Annotated in this window: 20 protein-coding genes; 5 read left to right on the forward strand and 15 right to left on the reverse strand. The window is 57.6% G+C overall.

What is annotated here, in order from left to right; all coding sequences use genetic code 11:
- Positions 1–56 precede the first annotated feature (56 nt).
- From M2Q46_RS00745 to M2Q46_RS00795, 11 genes are all read right to left on the reverse strand, one after another.
- Positions 57–1,022 carry a DUF3325 domain-containing protein gene (locus M2Q46_RS00745; RefSeq protein WP_302356305.1) on the reverse strand — a complete coding sequence of 322 codons (966 nt, stop codon included), beginning with the start codon at positions 1,020–1,022 and terminating at the stop codon, positions 57–59.
- Positions 1,019–1,315: a DUF3649 domain-containing protein gene (locus M2Q46_RS00750; protein WP_088452454.1), complete on the reverse strand. Its 297-nt coding sequence runs from the start codon at positions 1,313–1,315 to the stop codon at positions 1,019–1,021. The genes M2Q46_RS00745 and M2Q46_RS00750 overlap by 4 nt, the downstream gene beginning before the upstream one ends.
- A complete protein-coding gene (locus M2Q46_RS00755; RefSeq protein ID WP_230940672.1) occupies positions 1,312–2,973 on the reverse strand; it encodes a PepSY domain-containing protein in 1,662 nt (553 codons plus the stop codon). The genes M2Q46_RS00750 and M2Q46_RS00755 overlap by 4 nt, the downstream gene beginning before the upstream one ends.
- A gap of 581 nt (positions 2,974–3,554) precedes the next feature.
- Complete coding sequence (locus M2Q46_RS00760) at positions 3,555–4,916, reverse strand: SLC13 family permease (RefSeq protein ID WP_009461047.1); 1,362 nt, start codon at positions 4,914–4,916, stop codon at positions 3,555–3,557.
- Between the two features lie 285 nt (positions 4,917–5,201).
- Positions 5,202–5,684, reverse strand: coding sequence for a cysteine hydrolase family protein (locus tag M2Q46_RS00765; RefSeq protein ID WP_302356313.1), 483 nt, complete (start codon positions 5,682–5,684; stop codon positions 5,202–5,204).
- Positions 5,685–5,782: 98 nt separating this feature from the next.
- Entirely contained in the window at positions 5,783–6,790 is a 1,008-nt protein-coding gene (locus M2Q46_RS00770) for a YeeE/YedE family protein (RefSeq protein WP_302356315.1), read from the reverse strand.
- A gap of 33 nt (positions 6,791–6,823) precedes the next feature.
- A complete protein-coding gene (locus M2Q46_RS00775) occupies positions 6,824–8,119 on the reverse strand; it encodes an NAD(P)/FAD-dependent oxidoreductase (protein ID WP_026484494.1) in 1,296 nt (431 codons plus the stop codon).
- A gap of 2 nt (positions 8,120–8,121) precedes the next feature.
- Complete coding sequence (locus M2Q46_RS00780) at positions 8,122–8,475, reverse strand: c-type cytochrome (protein ID WP_052159242.1); 354 nt, start codon at positions 8,473–8,475, stop codon at positions 8,122–8,124.
- Positions 8,476–8,640: 165 nt separating this feature from the next.
- Positions 8,641–8,967: a thiosulfate oxidation carrier complex protein SoxZ gene (gene soxZ / locus M2Q46_RS00785; protein WP_088452462.1), complete on the reverse strand. Its 327-nt coding sequence runs from the start codon at positions 8,965–8,967 to the stop codon at positions 8,641–8,643.
- 13 nt (positions 8,968–8,980) lie between these two features.
- Positions 8,981–9,484, reverse strand: coding sequence for a thiosulfate oxidation carrier protein SoxY (locus tag M2Q46_RS00790; RefSeq protein ID WP_088452464.1), 504 nt, complete (start codon positions 9,482–9,484; stop codon positions 8,981–8,983).
- Positions 9,471–10,799, reverse strand: coding sequence for an FAD-dependent oxidoreductase (locus M2Q46_RS00795; protein WP_088452466.1), 1,329 nt, complete (start codon positions 10,797–10,799; stop codon positions 9,471–9,473). Before M2Q46_RS00795 ends, M2Q46_RS00790 begins: the two co-directional genes overlap by 14 nt.
- A gap of 404 nt (positions 10,800–11,203) precedes the next feature.
- Here M2Q46_RS00795 and M2Q46_RS00800 point away from each other — a divergent pair, with 404 nt between their 5' ends.
- Positions 11,204–11,413 (forward strand): cold-shock protein, encoded by a 210-nt coding sequence (locus tag M2Q46_RS00800; protein WP_009461028.1) that lies wholly within the window; start codon positions 11,204–11,206, stop codon positions 11,411–11,413.
- 93 nt (positions 11,414–11,506) lie between these two features.
- On the opposite strand, the gene M2Q46_RS00805 is transcribed toward M2Q46_RS00800, so the two are convergent.
- Together M2Q46_RS00805 and M2Q46_RS00810 are read right to left on the reverse strand one after the other, a co-directional pair.
- Positions 11,507–12,859: an ATP-binding protein gene (locus tag M2Q46_RS00805; protein WP_060186959.1), complete on the reverse strand. Its 1,353-nt coding sequence runs from the start codon at positions 12,857–12,859 to the stop codon at positions 11,507–11,509.
- A gap of 12 nt (positions 12,860–12,871) precedes the next feature.
- Positions 12,872–13,534, reverse strand: a complete 663-nt coding sequence (locus M2Q46_RS00810; RefSeq protein ID WP_021446792.1) for a response regulator — start codon at positions 13,532–13,534, stop codon at positions 12,872–12,874.
- 252 nt (positions 13,535–13,786) lie between these two features.
- Here M2Q46_RS00810 and M2Q46_RS00815 point away from each other — a divergent pair, with 252 nt between their 5' ends.
- From M2Q46_RS00815 to M2Q46_RS00830, 4 genes are read left to right on the forward strand one after another with little or no spacing between them, the layout of a single operon-like run.
- Positions 13,787–15,382, forward strand: coding sequence for a cbb3-type cytochrome c oxidase subunit I (locus tag M2Q46_RS00815; RefSeq protein WP_031232271.1), 1,596 nt, complete (start codon positions 13,787–13,789; stop codon positions 15,380–15,382).
- Complete coding sequence (locus M2Q46_RS00820) at positions 15,379–16,029, forward strand: cbb3-type cytochrome c oxidase subunit II (RefSeq protein ID WP_009461016.1); 651 nt, start codon at positions 15,379–15,381, stop codon at positions 16,027–16,029. Before M2Q46_RS00815 ends, M2Q46_RS00820 begins: the two co-directional genes overlap by 4 nt.
- 8 nt (positions 16,030–16,037) lie before the next feature.
- Entirely contained in the window at positions 16,038–16,853 is an 816-nt protein-coding gene (locus M2Q46_RS00825; RefSeq protein WP_035269192.1) for a cytochrome c, read from the forward strand.
- A gap of 21 nt (positions 16,854–16,874) precedes the next feature.
- The gene (locus tag M2Q46_RS00830) at positions 16,875–17,963 is read left to right on the forward strand and encodes a c-type cytochrome (RefSeq protein WP_060186960.1); all 1,089 of its coding nucleotides are present in this window, start codon (positions 16,875–16,877) and stop codon (positions 17,961–17,963) included.
- Between the two features lie 1,250 nt (positions 17,964–19,213).
- On the opposite strand, the gene M2Q46_RS00835 is transcribed toward M2Q46_RS00830, so the two are convergent.
- Both M2Q46_RS00835 and M2Q46_RS00840 read right to left on the reverse strand, forming a co-directional pair.
- Positions 19,214–19,882 (reverse strand): metallophosphoesterase, encoded by a 669-nt coding sequence (locus M2Q46_RS00835; RefSeq protein ID WP_035268369.1) that lies wholly within the window; start codon positions 19,880–19,882, stop codon positions 19,214–19,216.
- Positions 19,883–20,027: 145 nt separating this feature from the next.
- Positions 20,028–22,262, reverse strand: a complete 2,235-nt coding sequence (locus M2Q46_RS00840) for a TonB-dependent siderophore receptor (RefSeq protein ID WP_302357037.1) — start codon at positions 22,260–22,262, stop codon at positions 20,028–20,030.
- Between the last annotated feature and the right edge of the window lie 35 nt (positions 22,263–22,297).

Raw genomic sequence — 22,297 nt, forward strand, 5'->3', positions numbered from 1 at the left:
AATTGTTGTTCAACACTCCGGGGGGGCAATCTTGGCCCTTTCTACTCGGATCGCGCTTACGGCTGTTGCTGGATGAACGCCGCCGTCATGGGGGATACCTGGTGGAAATCAAAAGCCTGATGGTAGATCTCTCCACTCTTGGCTTCCACAGTTAGCCATAGTTGATGTTCCAGTTCGCTATTGGGCGGAATGACGATTTCTACCGCTCGTGTCCAGCGCGTGTTGCTGAAAGCTTGACGGGGCGCAGGCATAGGCTCGGGCTTGCTCACTTGCAGATAGGCGCGGCGTATATGTGGGTCGCAGGCCTGGCAAAAGCGAATCTGAAATGCTTTGCGATGAGCGCCGGTGGGCCCGCTGATGGGGGCTTTGTTATTCGTCTCAGCCAGAGCAAACGACCAGGGGCCAATCTGGCCTTGCAGGGCATGGTTGCCAAATACAGGCTCGGGGCCTTGTTGCGCCAGATAAATCATGAAGGCGGCAGGGATGGCCAAAAGGCCGCTGGCAAAAACCAGGCTGCGTGTGGAAAATCGTGATGCTGTAGGCGCCACTCCAGCGTGAGTTGGCTCTGTACGTGTAGCCCCAGCGCTAGTTGAAGCAGCGCTTGAATTTGCCGCCGCCACTCCATTTTTCCCAGCTACAGCGTCATTTGATGGCGATGCAGTGTTGTCCGCTCCAACCGCTTTAGGCGCTGCCTTCGCAACTGGTGCAGGTTTGGCCCGCACAGGTTTCTTTTCCTGCCAAGGCCACCAGGGCAAGTAAAAGGTCAACCCGGCACCGGCCATGGTCAGCCAACCCAGCCAGGCAACGGTGCCCATGCTCCAGCCCCAGCCTTGCCAGCATAGAGCTAAAGCCACAGCCAGCAAGGGCCAGCCGAGCAGACGAAAGATCCGCCTTTCCTTCTCGCTGGGCATGCGATGCAGCAGGAATTCCCCCTGGCGATCACTGGCCAAAGCCAGGCAGATAAAGCCCACCAGGCTGATGATAAAAACGGCCAGATTCAGCCACAGACTGGTATTAATCATGGCAGCACTCCTGCAGGCATCAACAGAACGCTCAGCAAGGCGATCAAAGCCGTCGGTAGAGCCATGCCCACCCAAGCGCGGGTGGCGCTTTTGGTGCTGAACACCCACATGACGGCGATGGTGTACCAGACAAAGCTCAACATATTCGCGGCCAGAACGGCCTGGGCTTTAGGCAGAGGCCAGAGCAAGGTCAGCAACACCGTGGCAGCGGCTGCCAGGGCGTAGCCGCCGACAGTGGCCGCCACAATGCGCGAGAGCACTTGCAGGCGGTAGCGGGAAGTCAGTCCACTCATCCGTTCACTCCCGCAGTTTGCAAGCTGGTTGGGGCGGCTGCTTTTTTAGGCAGGCTGGCAATGTGCCATTTGCGTTTCATTTTGATGGCGATATAGACAAAGATAGCGGCCAGGCCAAACATGGTCAGGTCAAAGCCTGCCAGGCCCCAGTCACCATGGATGACGGTGACACCCAGGTGGCGGTCGGTCGTCAGCAGGTTCAGGACAGGAATCAAGGCGTAGGCGGCGGCTGTCAGGTACAACAGTTCCAGCCAGGCGCGTTTTAATGGTCGCCAGGAGGCATACAGGAAGGACCAGCCCCAGACCAGGAACAGAGCATGAAACTCCCAGGCGGCGCGGTCGGCCATATTCACAGGCAAAAGGCGGTTGGCCCAGAAGTAGGCCGCCAGCCCCAAGGGCAAACCGGCCAGAGTTCCGGCATTCAGGATTTCTACTAAACGCAGGCCAGCGGCATCAAAACGCTCGGATGCGCTAAGCGGGGCGGCTTTGGCCTTGCGTTTTTGATGCTGGGTACGACGCTTTACCGTCCACAGCACCAGACCTGTCCCAATGACGGCGCAGCCCAGCAAGCCTGAAATAAAGTACAGCCAGCGCAACCACCATTCGGCAAACACTCCTTCGTGCAAGGCCAGCAATACGCGGTGAGTGTCTCCGGTGACATTGCTATTGTCCTCTGGCTCCATGAGGCTGCCATCAGAGGCGTTAAAGCGCAGGGTCTCGGCACGGGTCCAGTACACGCCCGTGACGCCGGTGCGACGCAGTTCTACATAGGCTTGGCTATCTGCCGGATGGGTAATCTGCACCGAGGCAATGCTGTTCTTGCCCCAGGCTTGTTCTGCGCTGTGCATCATCTGGCCCAGGGGAGCCTGCGGCATGCTCACGGGCAGGAAGTCGCGTTTTTGCTGACGAATATCCTGGAAGTAAGCCTGCCGTCCTTCTTCTGTCGCGCCGTACATGACTTCTCGTCCGGTCGGCATGTAGATGGACATGAAAAAAATCAGGCCCGTATAGGTAATCATCAGGAAAAAGGGCAGGGACATGACGCTGACGATATTGTGCGCGTCCAGCCAGGAACGCTGCCCCTTGCCGGGCCTGAAGGTGAAAAAGTCGGTGAAGATTTTCTTGTGAGTCACCACGCCCGTAATCACGGCCAGCAGCATCAGCATGGTACAGATACCGACCAGCCAGATAGCGACCGGATAGGGGAGGTAGTGCAAGGCGTAATGCATGCGGTACAGGCCGGTGCCACCAGCAGTTGCGCGGGGTTCCACTTCCGGCTGAATCTGGCCGGTGACAGGGTCCAGTTCTTCACCCCCGCGACGGCCGCGTTGACCGGGCTGGGGCATTTCTTCCCAGGCGATGGATAGCCCTTGCGTGGCACGCGGGTTCAGGGCTTGATGCGGCAGGGTAATGGTCCAGGCTTTGGACTCTGCCGGGGCATGCGCTTGCAACTGCGCCAGGGCCTGATCCAGCATCTGGCTGGATTGCTCGGGCAGGACTTGCATGGGCAAGGGGCGCTCCGGCTCCATCCAGCGAGTGATTTCATCGTCCACATAGCCAGCCGTGCCAGTGACGAAGACGAAAAACAGGATCCAGCCCACCACCAGACCGACCCAGGTATGCAGCCATGCCATACATTGGCGAAATGACTCTTTCACGCTGACGCGCCTCCTACTACAACACCGTCTCCGGATGCTGGATTGATGATCATTAAACCGAGAAAAGCCGTGCTTGTTTGGCAACGGTGGGTGACGGATTGAGTCCGCCATTCTTGTACGCTGCGCTCATCACGCAAGCTTCGCTTTTCAGTAAGCAAGTTCTTGGTGACAGAGAGGGGAAGAGGGCATCAGGCTTGAAACAACGGCAGAATAATAGCAATCATTCTCATTTCGGTGTTGGGAATTTCCAGCTTTCAAGGCTTTATTCAGAAATTAATGCGGCGCCATAGCTGTTTTGGCTTTTTCCATAGGGAAAAACGCGGTTGAGAGGGAGGCGGGGCGATGAGCTGGTGAGACTCGGGCGGGAATAAGTCTTGTCGGTTCCGGGCTGAGGGCTGAACGCCGGGATGAGGCAGAAGGGAATATGCCTTGCAGGCATTCCACGCCACTAGCAAATCTTATGGTCTATGGAGTTGGACCAGAGAGCGTTAACTGCCGGTCGATGAGGTCAGAATCCCCATCAAAAAGGCCCCGGCTAGCAAAGTGCCGGGGCCAGCTGGATTTCTGCTTCGCCGGGAGTTTTAGAGCACCACAAACAGCAGCCAGACGACGACTGGGGCAATAACCGTGACGGCAGCACCGTACAGCAATAGCTGACGGAAGAAGGCATCACGCGACACTCCCTGGGCATTGGCCAGTACCAGTGCGCCATTGGTGGAAAAGGGGCTGACGTCCACAATGGTGGAGGATACGGCCATAGCCGCAATAAAGCCCACCGGCCCCACGCCGCCATCGCCTTGCAGAAAGGGCACCGCCAGCGGAATCAGCGAACCCAGCACGGCGGTGGAGGAGGCAAACGCCGACACGACCGCGCCCACAAAAAGCAGCAGCAAGGCCGCCATCAAGGGAGAGGTCAGCTGGGCAACACTATGGCCGACAAAATCAATCGTGCCCATGGATTCCATCACGCCCACATAGGTGCTGACACCCACAATCAGCATGATTTCAGGCCAGGACACTTGGCCCAGCGCGCGTTTTTGCAGATTGGGGGCCATCAAGGTCAGTACCAGGCCGATGGTGATCGAGGTAAAGCCAATATCCTGTTTGAAAAACAAAGTCAGCACGGCCAGGATGAACAGGCCGACCAAGGTAAGAACGCGATACCAGTGGGGGGCCTCGTTGGCACCATTACCGGCTTCGACCAGGGCATCGGGGCTTTTCCGGGCGGTCTTGCGCTCTTCACCAAAGGCTTCGGCTTCAGCGTCGCCAAACACTTGCGGACCACCCGAGCCATGGGCCACGCGGGCAACGTTTACGTCAGCCGAACTTAGGTCCACTTTCTGACGCATCAGCTTCAAACCACCCATCCACACGAACAGCAAAATGGACACGGCCAAGTTGATGCTCAGGCTGGCCATCATGGTGGCCATTTCATTCAAGGGCAAACCGGCGGCGCTGACCACACGGTTGGTGATGCCACCGTAAATACTGATGGGGGAGAAGCCGCCCCCTTGGGCGCCATGAATCACCAGCAAACCCATCAAGAGCGGGTTGATGCCGTACTGGCGGGCAAAGCCCAGCGCAATCGGCGCAATGATGGCAACGGCGGCCGGGCTGACGGCACCCACAGCGGTCAATGCGGCCGTGATCAGAAACATGATCCAAGGAATGGCGGCGATGCGGCCACGCACGGCTCGCACGGCCATGCTGACCAGCCAGTTGATCGTGCCATTGTTCTGAGCCAGCGCGAACAAATAGGTAATACCGGCCAGTGTTAGAAACAGGTCAGCCGGAAAGCCGCCCATGATTTCCTTGGCGCCCATGCCCGCCACCAGCGTACCCACCAGAAAAGCGCCTACAAAAGCAATCAGCCCCATATTGATGGGTAGGGCGGTTGCCAGTACGAACATGCCTCCTAAAACGGCAATGGATAGCCAATGCATATGTCTCGTCTCCTTGTAATTGAACCTTTTGCAGGTTTCTGGAAACGACCATATCAGTGGCGGTATAGGGCTATCAATAAAGCTTATGGGCGAATGATTACGCTAAACGTAATGATTAATCAGGGGCGCGATGGTTGAATGTTCAATCAGCATTTGTCTGGTGCAGCAGAGAGAACAGGGGGGCGGATTTGATGAGCGGTTCGCTGCAGAGTAGTGGCTTGACGCGTGTGGGCGCTACCTTTGGGTTGCTGGGCCAAGTCCGGCTTTACCCGCCCATGCGCGTGATTAATGCCGGTCCAGTTCAGCCAGTAGTTCGCTGCTGTGGATCGTGCTCCCGAAGTGATGTTTCCACAATTTGATACCCAGCTCGCCGGAGCGATCCAGGGACGAGCCAACCGTCAGATCCGTAATCAGGGTGGGGTGCAGCCCGGCATCAAACAAGGCAAACCCGGCAGCCAGCACGCAGGTATCGGTTTGAATGCCGCAGACCAGAATGCGATCAGCCTGACATTGCTGCAAATATTCCATTGCAGCGGGGCTGGGGGCGTAGCCGTGCTTGATGAAGATTTGTTTGGCATCGACCAGACAGCGATCGCTGCGCGGCGGACACCAGCCTAGCTGACTGGAAAAAGGGGTTTGAGACTCGTCGTGCAGTTCAATCAAGGCCGCGCAAGGCAGGCGGGTGCTCAGGGCATTAATGCCGTCGATCAGCCAGGGGGGCGGTGAAAAGCAGCTTTGCACATCGACAACAAGCAGGATCTGTCGCATTGCAGTGGGCTCGGTAAGAGTGCTTCAGCGAATGTCAGGTGGAGCTCGCCTGGACCATTCTGAAGCGCAGTCAATCAAGCCCTTATTGAAACACGGAGTCAGGCGCTTGGGCGGGTCCAGGTCAGACGTGCACCGACGATAATGCCCAGCACCGCCAGCAAGGAGGTGGCCGACAAGGTGGACAAGCCGCTTAAGCCCTGGCCTATGGTGCAGCCCAGGGCCAGCACGCCACCTACGCCCATCAAGGCGCCGCCTGCCATGGAGCGCAGCATGTGGCGGGGCGACTCAAAACCTTCCAGCTTCCAGCGACGACGCAGTAGGGCGCTCAGCAAGGAGCCGGCCACCACACCCACCACAATCATGATGGTAAAGCGCGGGCTCATGCCGGTGGAGATCATGGCGTATTGAATGCTTTCCCCAATCGGGGCGACAAAGCTCAGCGAGCTGACGGGTAAAGGCTCGAAGGGATCATCGCCCAGCCAGCCGGTAGTCAGCCAGCCTGCCACAATCAGCAGCCCTACAAATGCTCCGGCCAGCAGGTCATTCAGGCGTTGGCCGTCCTGGCGACGCAGTAAGGCAAAAGCGATCAGGGCGGCGACGAGGAGGGCAATCACCATAGAGCGGAGGGGACCCTCGGACAGGGTCGCTGCGGGCAAGGTGACACTGCTGGCTTGGGCGATGCTCATGCGCAGCGGCGCCAGCAGGCCCGTCAAGGTGATATAAGCGGCGATACCCAGACAAAGCACGACGACAAAGGAGCGCAGATTTCCCTGTCCCAACAGAACCAGAGCTCGGGCGCCGCAGCCATTAGCCAGGGTCATGCCTGCACCAAAGAGTACACCTCCAAGTGGCACCAGCAGCCAGGAGAAAGTGGGGTTCAGGTACAGGACCTTGTCCAGACTGATCAGCCCGTAGCCCGCCGCCAGTTGTGTCCCGGCCAGGGCCACGGCCAGCGCCAGGGCAAAGCCCTGAAGCTTGTAGCCGCTACGCCCGGACCAGCGCTCGGTCAAGCCACGATAAAAGCAAAAACCACTGAGCTGGCCACTAATGCCAAAGAGCAGGCCAATGGCCAAGCTGACCCACAGTACAAGTTCTGTATTCATCATGTGCGCTGGATGTTAGGACCGGGTTGGAACCACTTAGCCTTTGGTGCCCCAGATGTCGCGACTGATCGCGGCATACCAGGCCTCGCCATACTGGGCTTCCTGCTTGCGAAAGGCCGGGCTGGCTTCTTTAGGGCTGACCCCGCCGGACGCTTCAGCCAGCTTGTCATCGGCAAAGGCGTACAAGTGCCCCACAGAAATGCCATAGTCGGGAGCGATCAAACTGTAGCAGGTATTGCTCAGTGTGGCCTGTGGCGCAGGCTTGCCGCTCAAGGCATTAATGATGGCAGCCGCTGCCAGCTTGGCTTGCGTATTGGCAGAGAAACCGGACTTGGGCATGGGCGAGGCAATGGTGGCATCGCCCACCACGTAGATGTCCTTGACCTGCTCGGACTCGAAGGTATGCGGGTCAATTGGCACCCAGCCGCTGGCGTTGGTGACACCGGCCTGTTCGGCAATGGCTCCGGCTTTTTGTGGCGGGATCACGTTCAGCACATCGGCTTTGTGGATCTCGCCAAACTCGGTTTCCACGCTCAGCTTGGCGGCATCCACGCGAGTGACTTTGCCGTCTTTGGAGAAGGGCACCCATTCGATCATGTCGCCATAGACTTGTTTCCAGCCATCCTGGAACAGGCCCTGTTTGGAGAAGCTGTCTTTGGCATCCAGAATCAGGATCTTGGATTTGGGTTTGTTCTGCTTGAAGTAGTGAGCCACCATGCTGGCGCGCTCGTAAGGGCCGGGCGGGCAGCGGAAGGGGTTTTCGGGGGCTACCATAATGAAGGTGCCGCCGTCGGGCATGGCATCCAGCTGACTTTTCAGCAAACGGGTTTGATCGCCCGCTTTCCAGGCGTGCGGGGCCAGCAAGGAAGCGGCCTCGTCATAGCCTTCCAGCGTGTTCCAGCGAAAATCAATACCGGGTGAGAGCAGCAGCTTGTCGTAAGACAGCTTCTGGCCCTTGGCCAAGGTCAGGGTTTTGGCCTGGGAGTCGACCGCAGTGGCCAGGTCGTGAATGACATCGATACCGGCTGCGCGCAAATCATCAAAGCCGTGGCCCTGCTGTTCAAAACGGCGCAAGCCGGCCAGATACAGATTGGTGAACGGGCAGGTGTAAAAGGTGGTGGCCGGTTCAATCAAGGTGACTTTCAGGGATGGATCACCGCGCTTCAAGTAACGGGCAGCGGTTGCACCGCCAAAGCCGCCACCGACCACAACGACATGGGCCGAGCTGCTGCGCGCGTACACAGGCAGAGTGCTCAAGGCCAGACCAGCCACACTGGTTTTACCGACACGGCTCAGCCACTGGCGACGGGAGGAGTTCAAGGGGGTGCTCATTCTTAACGTCCTTCCGCAACGCTGCGAGGGGTGGAGGAGACTGCAGAGAAATAACGTGCCAGGGCTTCCAGATCCGCATCCTGGTAGCCTTTGACCAGGCGACTCATGATGGTGGTGCCAGCCGGAGGCGTATCGGAGGCAAAGGCGCGCAGTTGCTCCAGCAACACCGCTTCGGGGCGGCCAGCCAGCGAGGGAATGATGGTCGTGGAACGCCCATCCGGGCCGTGACAGTTCGCACAGGAGCTGGCCACCGTTTTGATGTCCAGCGTGGAACTGGCCCAGGCCGGTGCGGTAGCACTGCTGGCCACGAGCAAGGCGGGGGCAAAAAGGAGACGACCTACCAGAGAGAGGGACATGGGCATTCTTCTTGTCAATGTGCATCGTTGTAGGAAAGGACGCTCAGCGTAGCATTCCCCTTACGCCCACCTTGTATGACTATATAGAACACTGTTATGAACTCAGCGCCCGTTAAGGGCGCTGAATGGGGCAGGTCAGGGGGCCGGGCTGGAACTGGTCCGCAATCAGTCGCTGATGCTCAGCTCCGTCTGGCCGGTAATGACAGCGCCTTGATCGTCCGTCCAGCTCATTTCCAGCACTCCGGAACGTCGTGCGACAAAGGTAAATTCAATGTACGGGTTTTGGGAAATCGCGGTTTCCGGCTGCCAGTTGAACAAGGGCTCGCCGTTAAAGGTGGCCTTGAATTCGTGGATGATGTTGCGCGGCACAACCTGGCCTTCCTTGCTCAGGCGCAGACCGCTTTCCATACGGTGTTCGACCAGGGCGCGCACGCGCACAATGTCGCCCGCCTTGGGCTTGGCATTGCTGATCCAGATACGTGGTTTACTCATGAGTGCCCCTTGTTTACATGCCGCAGCCGCCAGCAGTCACCGTGATGTGATGCTGGGCGCTCAGGACGCGGCCATCGCTTAACCGTGCCAGGGCGCGGATGGTTTGGGTTTCAATCAGGCGCAGGCGAACTGCGACTTCTGTTGTTCCGGCCAGGGCGGTGAAGTTAAAGCGGCAGGCCAGCGGATGCGGGTTGCCCTGGGCCAGAATGATCAGTTCCTGGCAGTACACATCGTCGCTCGCGGGCAAGTCCAGCACCACTTTGACGGGCACTGCGGCGGGGTTGTCGCCCAGAGCGGGCATATCCAGCTTCATGCCTTTTTCTTCTGGGCTGGCGCCTTTCAGGAACTCGTCCACAATGGCTTGGACCTGGGCCGCAGTGGCCGGTTTCAGCAATTGATCAAAGGCAACTTGCGCATGCAGATTGAGGGGCAGCCACGCGGCACCCAGTCCGGCGGCACTGCCCAGTACAAGCTGGCGGCGGCGGACAAAACGGGAGGGAAGTTTAGAGGAAGTCATTGAAACGGGTCTTGATCCACTGGAAGTCTTCTTGAACAAGGTCGGAGGTACGGACATCCATATCGATCTGGGTTTGCAGAACCTTGCCGCTTGCGTCCAGCTCGTATTCAAACTTGACCGAGATTTCTTCTTGCGGATCTCCGTTGACCATCATGTAGCAAAGATTATCCGGCAGCACGGGCACCACTTCCTTGCCCGCGATACGTTCGGCCAGGTTCTGGGAAACAATCTTGGCTACGGCGTGTGCCACGTGGGCGCTCTTGGGGTAGTGGCCGAACTGGTCGGAAATAAAGCCCATGGAGTCCCCCACCACGTAGACATTGTCGTCGTCGCGGGCAGTGAACAGGCGTGGGTCAATATTGGCCCAGCCCGTGGGTTTGCCATCGGGGCCTGTACCGATCAGGCCTGCGTTCCAGACCATATCGGCGGCCTGGTGCGGGGGCATCAGCACCGCGTCGTCAAAATCAAAATCGCCGGCGGTGGTCTTGATGTGCTTCTTGAAGGGATCGACCTCACGCACTCGGGCATTGGGGACGTGGGTGATGATGTCCGGGTACAGCTCCTGGAAGGCTGCGCGGTATCCCTCGCCAATCGGGGCAATGGTGGGCTTGGGGTCCAGAATGATGATCTTGCCCGGAATCTTGTTGGTCTTGATATGCCAGGCCATCAAACAGGCGCGCTCGTAGGGCGAGGGCGGGCAGCGATGCGGTGGCGGGGGCAGCGTCATCACAATGGTGCCGCCCTTGAAGGCTTTGAGCTTGTTCTTCAAGGCAAACATCTCGGCATTCGGGATGTAGGCGTTGGGAAAGTGCTGGCGGGTGTATTCCGCCGCGTAAGTGTCATTGCCAAACCAGGCATCGTAGGCATTGCGTATGCCGCCCGACAGGATCAGGTAGTCGTACTCCAGCGCGCCTTGGGTCGTGCGCACGGTTTTCTTGTCGCGCTCGATGGCGGTGACTTCGGCATGAACCAGGCTGTAGCCGTACTTGATGGAGGGCGCCAGCATGTCGTGGTTCAGGAAATCCGTGTTGACGATGTCAATCAGCCACTTGTTGCTCATGGGGCCGGACCAGAACGTGGGGTTGCGTTCGATCAGCACCACTTGTGCCTGGGGCACCAGCTTGGACAGGTACTTGGCAGCTGTCATCCCACCCCAGCCGCCCCCACAAATGACAATGCGCGGGCCCTTGGTGTGGCGCGGCAGGATCTGGCTGGTGTTGGTAATGATGGAGGGGGCCGAGAGGCTGGCAGAGGGCAGAACCAGGGTTCCAAATGCGGCAGCCGGCGTGGCCAGCAGGAAGTTTCTACGATTCATTGTATGTTCCTCGTGATCATGACATGACACACGTCAATCAGGATAAGTAGACCGCTAAGTGCGAGCCAGTATAGCCAAGAGTGCTTTGATTGCGTGGGGATTTTTTATAGGCTGAAGTAAGTTGTTCAGGCCTCAAATACCGTTTGGCGCTGAAATGGCGGCGCTTTTCCCCAGGCGTTCTTGTGTTGGAGATGGCAGGGGCAACTGGCCCGGACATGGTGCGCAGTGGCATCCCGGATGCAAGGGCGGCGCTAGACAAACAGGATGGACAGGCTCAGGAAACAACAGAATTTCCGGATTTTTACAATTAAAAAGTAACGGAGCTATCTTTGTGGACGCAATCGGAGGATAGTTCAGGGAGAGAAAATTTTTTTCTCTGATCGTTATTACATTTAGGACTTATTTTGAAGACAGAAATTGGTATTGTGAAGTGGTTCAACAGCGAAAAAGGCTTCGGATTCATCGTGCCGGAGAACGGCGGCAAGGATCTCTTCGCACACCACAGTGAAATTCAGGGAACCGGGTTCAAAACTCTGGAAGAGAACCAACGCGTTTCCTTCATCGAAGGTGCAGGCCAAAAAGGCCCATGCGCAACTAAAATCCAAATTCTTTGATGATGGGCTTGCCTGAAACAGGCAAGCACCTCGTCAAACAGAAAAGGCCGGACCCTGATGGGCTCCGGCCTTTTTTTATTGCGTGGCTTGGTTTTAGTTGCCCTGGTCGGCAAGGGGCACGGTCAGACGCGCTTCCAGCCCGCCACTTTTGCGATTCAGCAGCTCCAGCGTTCCGCCATGCTGGGTGGCGATCGCGTTCACAATCGACAAGCCCAAGCCGTAGCCCGCCTGTTGTTGCGAGCCGCGCCAAAAACGGTTCATGGCCAGATCCCGTTCGCTGTCGCTTAATCCGGGACCGTGGTCCAGCACCCTGAGACGCAGATAGCCCGGCTCTCCTGCTTCAATCCGCAGGCTGATCGGTTGCTGGGCTTTGGTATAGCGCAAGGCATTGTCGATCAGATTCTGTACGGCCACTGTCAGCAGGGATTTTTCAATCTGCACCGGGCCGGGTTTGCTGCGTATATCCAGCGTGATCTGGTCTATGGTGTCGCCGTAGATGGCTTTAAGGGCATGCAGGGCAGCGTATACCGCCTCGTCGGCCTGGCTACTTTCCATTCGGGCGCTTTGCCCGTCCAGCCGTGCCAACTCCAGCAGCCGCTGCAAAATGTTCTGTAGCTGTTGCACGCCCTGGTCTGCCTGGCTCAAGGCCGTATCCAGCGTGTTGCGTTCTCCAGGACGCTGGGCAGCCAGATGGGCAACTTGAATATGGGTTTTGATTCCGGTAAGGGGTGTACGCAGTTCGTGGGCAGCGCTATCGGTAAAGCGGCGTTCGCGCATGATGGCGGCTTGTTGCCGCTCCAGTAGTTCCTCAAGGGTTCGCAGCAAGGGTTGCAGCTCAACCGGGACGTTGACTTTGGGCAGTGGGCTGTCGTCCCCGGGACGACGGCGCGACAGCATGTCCCGAATTCGCTCCAGGGGAGCCAGGCCGTGACCGATACCAACCCACAAAAGCAGCAGGCTACCAAACAAGGCCACGACAAAGGGCAGGCCAGCCGAGAGCATGATTTCCCGTACCAGTGCTTCGCGTATTTCTATGCTGTCGGCGGCGGCAATCTGAATATGGCCTTCGCGCAGCACAAAGGTGCGCCAGCGCTTGCCACCATGCACGTGCGTGCCAAAGCCCAAAGCCACTTGTGACATATCCGGGCTACCCGCAGTTCGGCTGACCGCCTGAATTTCTACTTCGCTGCGCACCACACTGATTTCGCAAGCCACCCCATCTCGGGCAATGATGTCCAGGGGGCGCTCTGCGGATTGGGCCAACTCCTGCAAGTTTGGAAATTGGGCAACCAGTCCAGCCACCATGCGGGCCGATGCTGCCAGTCGGCTATCCAGCGCTTCACGCAAGGAGTGGCGTGCATCCATCAGCATCCAGGTGGCGACTGCACTCCAGAGCACGGTCAGGGAAATGCCGATAACCAGCAGCAATCTAAGGCGTAGGCTCATGGTGTGAAATACCTAACCGGCAGGCCCCAGTTTGTAGCCCAGGCCCCGCACGGTCTCGACAATATTGCTGCCCAGCTTGCGGCGCAAATGGTAGATGTGCACATTGATGGCATTGCTTTCCAGATCCTGATCGTAGCCGTAGACGCTGTCGCACAGTTGTTCGGCACTCAGGATGGTGTGCGGTTTGCTGAGCAGGGCACGCAACAAGGAGAGCTCACGTCGCGCCAGACTGACTGGCTTGCCGTCCAGGGTGACATGGCCGGTGGAGGCACAGAAACTGAGTCGCCCATATTCAATGCAATCTGTTTCGTGGCCCGCCACACGTCGTGTCAATACATGCAGGCGTGCCAGCAGCTCGTCCAGGTCAAAAGGTTTGATGACATAGTCATCGCCCCCACCCAGCAGCCCTTCAACCCGGTGATGCAGGGCGTCGCGAGCCGTCAGAATCAGAATGGGCAGTTTACGGCCTTGTTCGCGCCAACGCCGCAGCAGCGTCAGCCCGTCCTGATCAGGTAAACCCAGATCCAGAATACAGACATCAAAGTGCGAAGACAGCAAGGCCGTGTCGGCCAGGCTGGCCGTGCCCACGTGGTCCACGGTCAGCCCATGCAGTCGCAAGCCCGCCACAATTCCGCTGGCGACGAGCGCATCATCTTCAACAAGTAAAACGTGCATTCTCCCCCCTGTGGTAAATGCGGCTTGTGCAGGCAAAGCCTGATGTTTATTACGTTTCGGCGTTCATGTTAGCAGTCTTGAGGGCAGGGGCGAGAGGGAAAGTTCTCTTAATTTGGCCTTAATCCTGATCCTCTACTGTGATGTAGATTGCATTGCATTTGTATCTCGGTACTTACTTTTTTAATAAAACCGGCTTGGGCAATGACGTTTCTTTAGGCTTAGCCGCATGACAGATATCGGGCATTTATTCACATGACTCCTATATTAGGAATATTACTGGCGACCAGTTTTGTCGCCTCTTTGGTGGCACTGGGCATTCTTGTCTGGGCCGTGGCAAACAAGCTGATCTTCGTTGGGAAGAACGAAGCTGAGACCATCTTCATGAAAGGTGAGCTTGGTCAGCCGGATGATAGTGCTTCCTTTGGGGGGGAGAACGAAGCACAGACACATCGCTTTGACGTTTTGCGTGCCGGTATTGACCGTAGTGGTCGGGGGCCGGTTCTGCTTCTGGTCACGGTCGGGATTACCTGGCTGCTGATCGGTTCGGTGTTTGGCGTGATGGCCTCGCTGAAATTGCATTGGCCCGATTGGCTGGCCGACGTGGCACAAGTGACCTTTGGTCGTGCGCGTACCTTGCACCTGAACATCGTGGCTTACGGCTGGTTGTCGGTGACCGGGATTGGCGTGGCCCTGTGGTTGTTGCCGCGTATTTTTCATACGCCTTTGCGACGTCCCAATATGGTGTACTTCGGCGCCGCCTTGTGGACCCTGGGGGTACTGGGCGGCACGATTGCCGTGGCCAATGGCTGGTCCGACGGGATCGAGTGGCTGGAATTCCCCTGGCAGATCGACATTCTGTTGGCAGTAGGGGGCTTTTTCCTGGCCTGGCCTGCCATTGAAACCGCCGCCAACCGCAAATCGCGCCACATCTATGTGTCGGGCTGGTATTTCCTGGCCGGCATGGTCTGGTTTCCGTTCCTGTTTCTGGTGTCCAACATCCCCGGTCTGCACATCGGTGCTCAGCAAGCAACCGTGAACTGGTGGTTTGCTCACAACGTGCTGGGTCTGTGGCTGACGCCTATGGGTGTGGGGGCGGCGTACTACATCATCCCCAAGATCATCGGCAAGCCCGTGTATTCCTACAACGTGTCCTTGCTGGGTTTCTGGAGTCTGGCGCTGTTCTACAGCCAGGTCGGTATTCACCACTTGATGGGCGGTCCGGTGCCAACCTGGGCCGTCACCTTGTCCGTGGTGCACAGCATCATGATGTTTGTGCCGGTGATTGCCGTGGCCATTAACCAGCACGTAACCGTTGCGCAGAACCTGTGGGCCTTCAAGCAATCCATGGCCCTGCGTTTCGTCTGGATTGGCGCGCTGATGTACACCTTGTCCTCCTTCCAGGGTTCGCTGGAAGCGATCCGCTCGGTGAACTCGGTGACGCACTTCACACATTACACCGTCGGTCACGCTCACCTGGGCGCCTACGGCTTTGTGTCCATGGTGATGTTCGGCACGCTGTATTACATGATGCCGCACATTCTGGGACGTCGCTGGCCCTTCCCGGCTCTGATCAAAACCCATTTCTGGCTGGTGACGGCAGGCTTCACGATCTACGTGCTGGCTCTGAGCATTGCCGGTGTGGTGCAGGGCATGGGCTTGATGGACCCAGGTTCAAGTTTTGGCGAGATCACTCGCAAGATGGTTCCGTATCTGGAAGCCCGCTCTATTGGCGGCACCATGATGACACTGGGCCACTTTGTCTTTGCGGCTCACTTTGCCTTGCTCTTGCTGCGCAAAGGTTCCGCTGTTAATGCGACTCCTACACTTGCTCGGGCAGATGCGTCATGAATCGACTCTTACCTTTACTAATCGGGGCCATTGGCGTGTTGCTGCTGGCTACCTTGATGCTGGTGATTTTGCCAGCCTGGCAATTGCGTACCTCGGAACCGCCGGAGCAGTTGCAACCCTATACCGCCCAGCAACTGCTGGGGCGTGACGAGTACGTGGCCAACGGCTGTTTGTACTGTCACAGCCAGCAGCCACGCTCTACCGGTCAAACCCTGTTTGATACGGCACGTGGCTGGGGCCGTGCGTCCACACCGGGCGATTACTTTTACGATTCGCCCCACCTGCTGGGCACCATGCGTACCGGTCCGGACCTGTTTAACGTCGGTGCGCGCATGAAAAGCCGTGACTGGCATTTGACCCACCTGTATCAGCCCCGTGCGATTTTTGACTGGAGCCTGATGCCGTCCTATCCCTATATGTTCGAGCTGAAAGACCAGGTTTCCGAAGGCGATGTAGTGGTGCGTTTGCCAGAGTCCCTGCAGCCTGCGGGCAAGCATGTGGTTGCTCGCAAGGAAGCGCTGGACTTGGTGGAGTACCTGCTGGCTCTGGATCGCACCTATGCGACCAGCGCGCAGGAACTGGATAAACGTGACCGTGGCTACGATCGTCGCCCCGCTGAAGCCTCGACGGATTCGGGCGCTAAATAGGACAAGTCATGACAATGGAAAAAGTTTCTAGTTCGCCCCAGGTCGAGAACATCGACCCCACCTTCGAGCCGTGGGAGCCACCGCGTCCCATTCCGATCTTCCTGTTGGCTGTGCTGTTCGCCTTGGCCTTGGCCGGTGTGGGTCTTTACCTGCACGATCTGGCGCCACATGCCGCAGCGGACAAGCCGACCGCTGCTATCGTTGCTTCCAATGCAGGCGGCACCCCTGTGGTGCCAGCCATTCCCGCATTGAAGGATGCGCCCGTACTGGTGCATTCGGGGCAGGGCAGTGTGTGGAGCTGTGCTTCCTGCCACGGCGAGGCCGGTGAAGGCGCAGGCATCACTCCTCGTTTGGCCGGTATACCCGAGGCGTATCTGCTCAAGCAGCTGGAGGATTTTGCTCAAGGTACACGCCTGAACGAGTCCATGCAGTACGTAGCTCGCGGTTTGAAGCCTGAGGATATGAAAGAGCTGGCTGCTTACTACGCCAAGCTGCCTGCTCCCGCCATTAATGTGCCCAGTTCGGAAGCGAACCTGGCCCGTGGCGAAGCCCTGTTCCATAAAGGGGACTGGAAGCAGAACGTGCCTGCATGTATCAGTTGCCACGGCAGTCAGGGTGAAGGCGTAGGTACGTCTTTCCCGCCGTTGGCTGCGCAACAGGCCGAGTACTTGTTCAGTCAGTTGTCGGCCTGGAAAGGCGGCCATCGTCACAACTCGCCGCAAAGCCTGATGGATGACATCGCATCGCGCTTGTCCTACGAGGACCTGTATGCGGTTTCCTATTACGCCGCCTCGCTGCCAGCCAATGGCAAGCAGGCGAAATAAGATCAGAACAGAGAGCTTTTTATGAAAGACACTCAAAAAAATGGTCGCAGCAAATCCACCATGTCGGGTGGACGCAGACTGGCCTGGGGGGCCGGTATTGGTGTGCTGCTTTTTGCGATTGGCTACGGTTTGAATGCCAAGGGCTGGTTGTCCTTTTCCTTGGGTTCGCCCGACAAGGGCACTATCCAGCTTGGCGAGGCCACCTATAGTCGTGAGGCCATGGAAGCCGATCGCAAGGCACAGAGCAAGGACAAGCATTCGGTCACGGCTGGTATGCCGGTAGGCGCAGATGGTTATTACGTGCCACCGCCAGAGAGCAGCATTCCGGATACGCCGTATGGCGAGGCGGTTCGTCGCGGTCACAAGATCTTTATGGAAACCTCGACCACGGTGTCGGATCACGTGGGCAATACCTTGGCTTGTGTGAACTGCCACCTGGACGGTGGTCGTCGTGAACACTCTGCGCCTATGTGGGGAGCCTATGTCAGCTATCCCGCCTATCGTGCCAAGACCAAGGCGATCAGCACGCTGGAAGATCGCATCATTGGCTGTTTTACCTATTCCATGAATGCGCAGGCTTCGCCCTCGGGTGTTGCGCCGCCCGCTGGCAGCGACGTGTATCGTGACTTGATGACTTATATGTACTGGATGTCCGATGGGGCGCCTACGGGTCAGAAGTTGCCGGGTGCTGGTTTCCCCAAAGTTAAGAAGACCGAACTGGGCTATGACGTAGCACGCGGTAAAGAGGTCTACACCAACAACTGTGTCTTGTGTCATGCGGTCGATGGCCAGGGGCAGAAGGATGCCGAAAGTGGCGTGGTGTTCCCGCCTTTGTGGGGCCCCAACTCGTATAACTGGGGTGCAGGGATGGCTCGTATTGATACGGCTGCTGGTTTCATCAAGGCCAATATGCCTTTGGGTAAACCGTTCTCCTTGTCCGATCAGGATGCCTGGGACGTAGCGGCTTACATCAACAGTCATGAGCGTCCCAAGGATGCTCGTCAGAAGGGGACGGTTGAGCAAGCGCGTGTGGAGTTCCATGATGGCGAGGAAAGTTACTACGGTAAGGAGGTGAACGGCGTGATTTTGGGTGGGGGCGTGGAGAAGTAAGCCTTTGGCCTGTTTGCTGTTTGTTTGAAGATGAGACCGCCTCAGTTTCTTTTGGGAACTGAGGCGGTTTTGTTTTGGGCTTCTTCTTCTTCTTCTTCTTCTTCGTTTTCCTGAGTGTTGAGGAGTGGGGGGGTGTGGAGCAGGAGGGTTGGGAGATAAGGAGTGCAGAGAGCCTGCATGTTTAGATAGTGACTCGTGAAAACGCCGGTCTGGGCCGGGGGGCCGTCCTCCGGGCTTGGCTCCTTGCCGGTGCTGCGCACCGGTGCCCTGGTCAGGCTTGCTATTCGGGCGCATCCTGAACTCGCGAAAGTGCCTTGTCCCCCGGACAAGGCACAAGCATTTCGCTCAAACAACAGGACGCTTGAACCCCGAATAGCAAGCCTGCCTGCGGCAAGAAGCCTGAATCGCCCAGAGGACGGCCCCCCGGCCCAGACCGGCTCACAATGACTATAAATATGAGACTTCCGTTCTTTTGGGATCTGGCTATATGTGGTTTTTTCTGTTGCCGTAGGTGCGCAGGGGGCTTGAGGGGGAGGGGCGAGGTTTATTGGCTAATCGTCGTTTTCAACAGTTGGCGGTGAGGGTGAGGGATAGAGAAATCGGGACCAACTGCTAGTTATCGAGTGCCTGGTGCTTCATTGGAGCATAAATCTTGTTGAGGATCTCCTGGAGCACCAAGCTGTAGTTTGTAATCTGTAGCATGTAGCTTGTCTTTGAAGCCAAAGCGCCTGTCACCATGGTTGTTGTTCAGGTAATCGTAGATACATCGAGAGACGAGGCCAGTACCGACATTGACGAAGACAGGTTTGTACGTCATCAGACGTAGTGTCATTGATTCCGTGTTCAAGGCGAGTCGAACATCAGCCATTAGCGATTAGCCATTAGCCATCAGCACTCAGTAAACAATAAGCAGCAATCAGTTGCCGCATAAGGATTGTCTTTGCAAGTAATCGCTGAGAGCTGTTTCGGTCCTGCTGGGGTGTTGGGGCGATTCAGAGTACTGGCCGCAGGCGAGGGCTCGATCGGGGGTACAAGCGTCCTGCTGTTTGAGCCGGACGCTTGTACTTGGTCCGGGGGACCAAGTACCCGGCGAGTTCAGGATGCGCCCCGATCGAGTTCTCGACAAGGGTACCGGCGCGCAGCGCCGGCCAGTGCTCAGCCCCGACACCCCAGCAGGACCGAAACAGCGCCTTCCCAGAGACTAATTAGGTAAAAACAATCTCTAATTGAGAGCGAAGAACCGAAAGACCCTACAAAGCCACCAAGCGCTTCAAATCCAGCAAGGTGAAATGCCCATGATCCAGCCACCCGCCGGTATCAATGAAAAACACATTCCCTAATTGCCGCATCTTGTGCGTCGTCTGATGCCCATGCACCAAAGCCCGAAGACCCTCTACCATGCCATCGTAGCCAGTCACATAGCGATCCCTGGACCACATACAGACATAGCGGTCATTGGCATCAAAACCCTCGGTATGAATGTGCTGCCAATTGTCGTAGGGAAAGTCGGCATGAACCATACCCACCAGTCCCAAGGGCGTTTCTATTTCCATCGCCAAAGGCAGGGCTTGCAGACGTTGAGCGATCAGTGCCTGCTCGTCCGAGGTGCAATCGTCCAGCCATAGCCCACCATGCACGCGATGATCCACTTCCTGAATAGGCTGCCCAATCGCCCGCCGCCAGGTCAGCTGCTCGTGATTGCCACAAATCGCATGAAACCAGGGCAGGTCCAGCCACTCCAGAACATGATGCGACTCCGGACCACGATCCACCAGATCGCCCACCGAAAAAAGGCGGTCCTTGGACGGATCAAAACGAATCCGCTTTAAAGACGTTTTCAGCTTGGAGAAGCAACCGTGAATATCGCCAACCGCAATATCGCGTCCCAAGGTGTTCTGGCTGAAGTGTGCTACCTGCATGATGATGAAACCCGGACTAGATGAAACGTGCTCATCACGGTACTCAGAGCAGCAGGCCGAGTCAAGAAAGACGCGGCCTGCCGCTGCACTCAGTCAGAGGAGACTGTACGTGTCAGGCAAGACAGCCTCCTGTTCAGCAAGATGATTACCAATACAAATTCATGTTCAACATCACTTCCCGTTCCATGCCCCGGAACTGGCCGGTGTAATACTTTTTGTTGAACACATTGTTGACGTTCAGGGCTACCCGATAGCGGGACGTCTCATATGCCACCGCCATATCTGCCAAGGTGAAAGAAGGGTTGTAGTTCAGGCTGCCATCCGGCCGTACATCATTGGGCGATTTGCCTCGATACCGTACACCCGCCCCCACCATCAAGCCCTGAATTTGCTGGGGCCGATAGTCCAGCCACAGGCTGGCGGTCTGACGTGCGGTTTGCAACGTCTGCCGATCAATTTCTGCCGGGCGCTCGCTCTGCGTAGTCCGTGGATCCAGATAGGTATAGCCCGCCATCAGGTTGAGCTGAGAGCTAATGGGCAGCTTGGCTTCCAGCTCGATACCCGTGGATCGTACTTCTCCTGTCTGGACGCTGAAACGCGGGAAGTTCGGATCGGGCGTGGTGACATTGGTCTGGCGCAGGTCAAACACCGCAGCGGTAATCAGGGCATCGGTTCCCGGTGGCTGATACTTCACCCCGGCTTCGTATTGCTTGCCCTCGCGCGGCTTGAATGCCGTGCCATCGGCGGCCCGCCCTGTTGTGGGGTCAAAGGCGGTGGAATAGCTGATGTATGGAGCCACACCATTGTCAAACAGGTACAGCAAGCCCGCGCTGCCGGTGGTGGCGCGGTCCGTCATGCGCGGCTGCGTCGCACTGCTTTGTACGGTGCGAGCAGTGTCGTGACGCAAGCTGACATTGGCAACCCACTGGTCCCATTTCAGCTGGTTCAGCATGTAAATCCCGGTTTGCTTCAGATCGCGCTCGGAGTAATCCAGTTCGGGCGGTGTAATGGACAGCCCGTATACCGGGTCGAGCATGTCCAGGTCAGGTACGTTCCAGCCAAAGCCCAAACCGTCGTTTTCTTTGTAGCGCAGATAGTCCACACCAAATTCCAGGGTGTGCTCCAACGGCCCCCAGTTAAAGTCCTTGCCGACACGGCTATCTACCGTGAAGGTGCGGCCTTTGGTTTCCTGGGCCAGGCTGGCGCGGGAGACGCTGCGCTGGTCGGCCAGAACGGCCATGGCGTAGATATGGCGGTAATCAATGTCGATTTCCGAATAGCGCAGGTTCTGACGCAAGCGCCAGCCGCTTTCGGTGTCATGCTCCAGAGCATAGCCAATGGCTTTGGTGTCGCGATTGAAGTAGTCAAACGCCGGGTCCCCGGCGGTGCGTTTGAGCGGCAGGTCAGTGACTTCGGGGTAATAAAACAGATTGGGCCACCAGGACTTGGGAGTGCCTCGTTCACGCGAATACGAACCCAACAGTGTCAGGCTGGTCCGGTCCGACAGTTTCCAAAGCAGGGCGGGGGACACCGAGACACGATCGTCGCGCGAGTCTATGGTGCGTCCATGGCTTTTGCGCCCGGACAAATTCAGGCGATACAGCAGGGATTGATCGTCGTTCAAGGCTCCACCAAGATCCGCCGTTAACTGACGGCGCTGGTAGCTGCCATAGCCCAGTCCCAGACTGTTCACGTGATCGGCTGTGGGGCGCTTGGACACCACGTTGACCACGCCGCCGGGGCGTCCCTGTCCATACAGGACCGAGGCCGGGCCTTTCAGCACTTCGATGCTGTCCAGGCTGTCCATATCATCGTTCCAGGACCCGTAGGTGCCTGCCGAGAGTTGCTTCAAGCCATCTTTGTAGTAGGCACTGCCGTCACTAAAGCCACGTATCACCGCGCCACTCATGCGCAGGTCGCCCGAGCCGGACACGTCAGTCTGAACGCCAGGGGTGTAAGCCAGGGCGCGTTCAATGCTTTGCGGGGCCAGAATCTTTAACTGCTTTTGCGTGACGATGGAGACCGAACGCGGGGTTTCGATCAAGGGCACGTCCAGCTTGCCACCGCGGCTGTTTAGTGCGACGTAGCTGTCAGCGGTGTCTGTGGGGGCGCGGCGTATCGTGACTGGCGTCAATTGAGTCACACCGGCTGACAAGGTGACCGTGTTGCCGTCTCGGGTGTAGTTGATGCCACTGCCGTCCAGCAATTGACGCAAGGCTTGCTCAGGTGCCAGATGACCCGAGACCGAGGGGGCTTGGCGTCCGGCAACTACATCCTGAGAGAAAAAAATCTGCAAAGAGGTCTGTTCGCCCAGTTTCAGCAGGGCATCGCCCAAGGGCTGGGCAGGGATCTGAATAGAGACAGTTTGCTGGGCCTGCACAGCAGAAGGGGCCAGGCTGAAGGCCAGACTCAGGT

The sequence above is a fragment of the Alcaligenes sp. YSL9 genome (assembly GCF_030515105.1).
GTDB classification, from domain to species: domain Bacteria; phylum Pseudomonadota; class Gammaproteobacteria; order Burkholderiales; family Burkholderiaceae_B; genus Alcaligenes; species Alcaligenes phenolicus.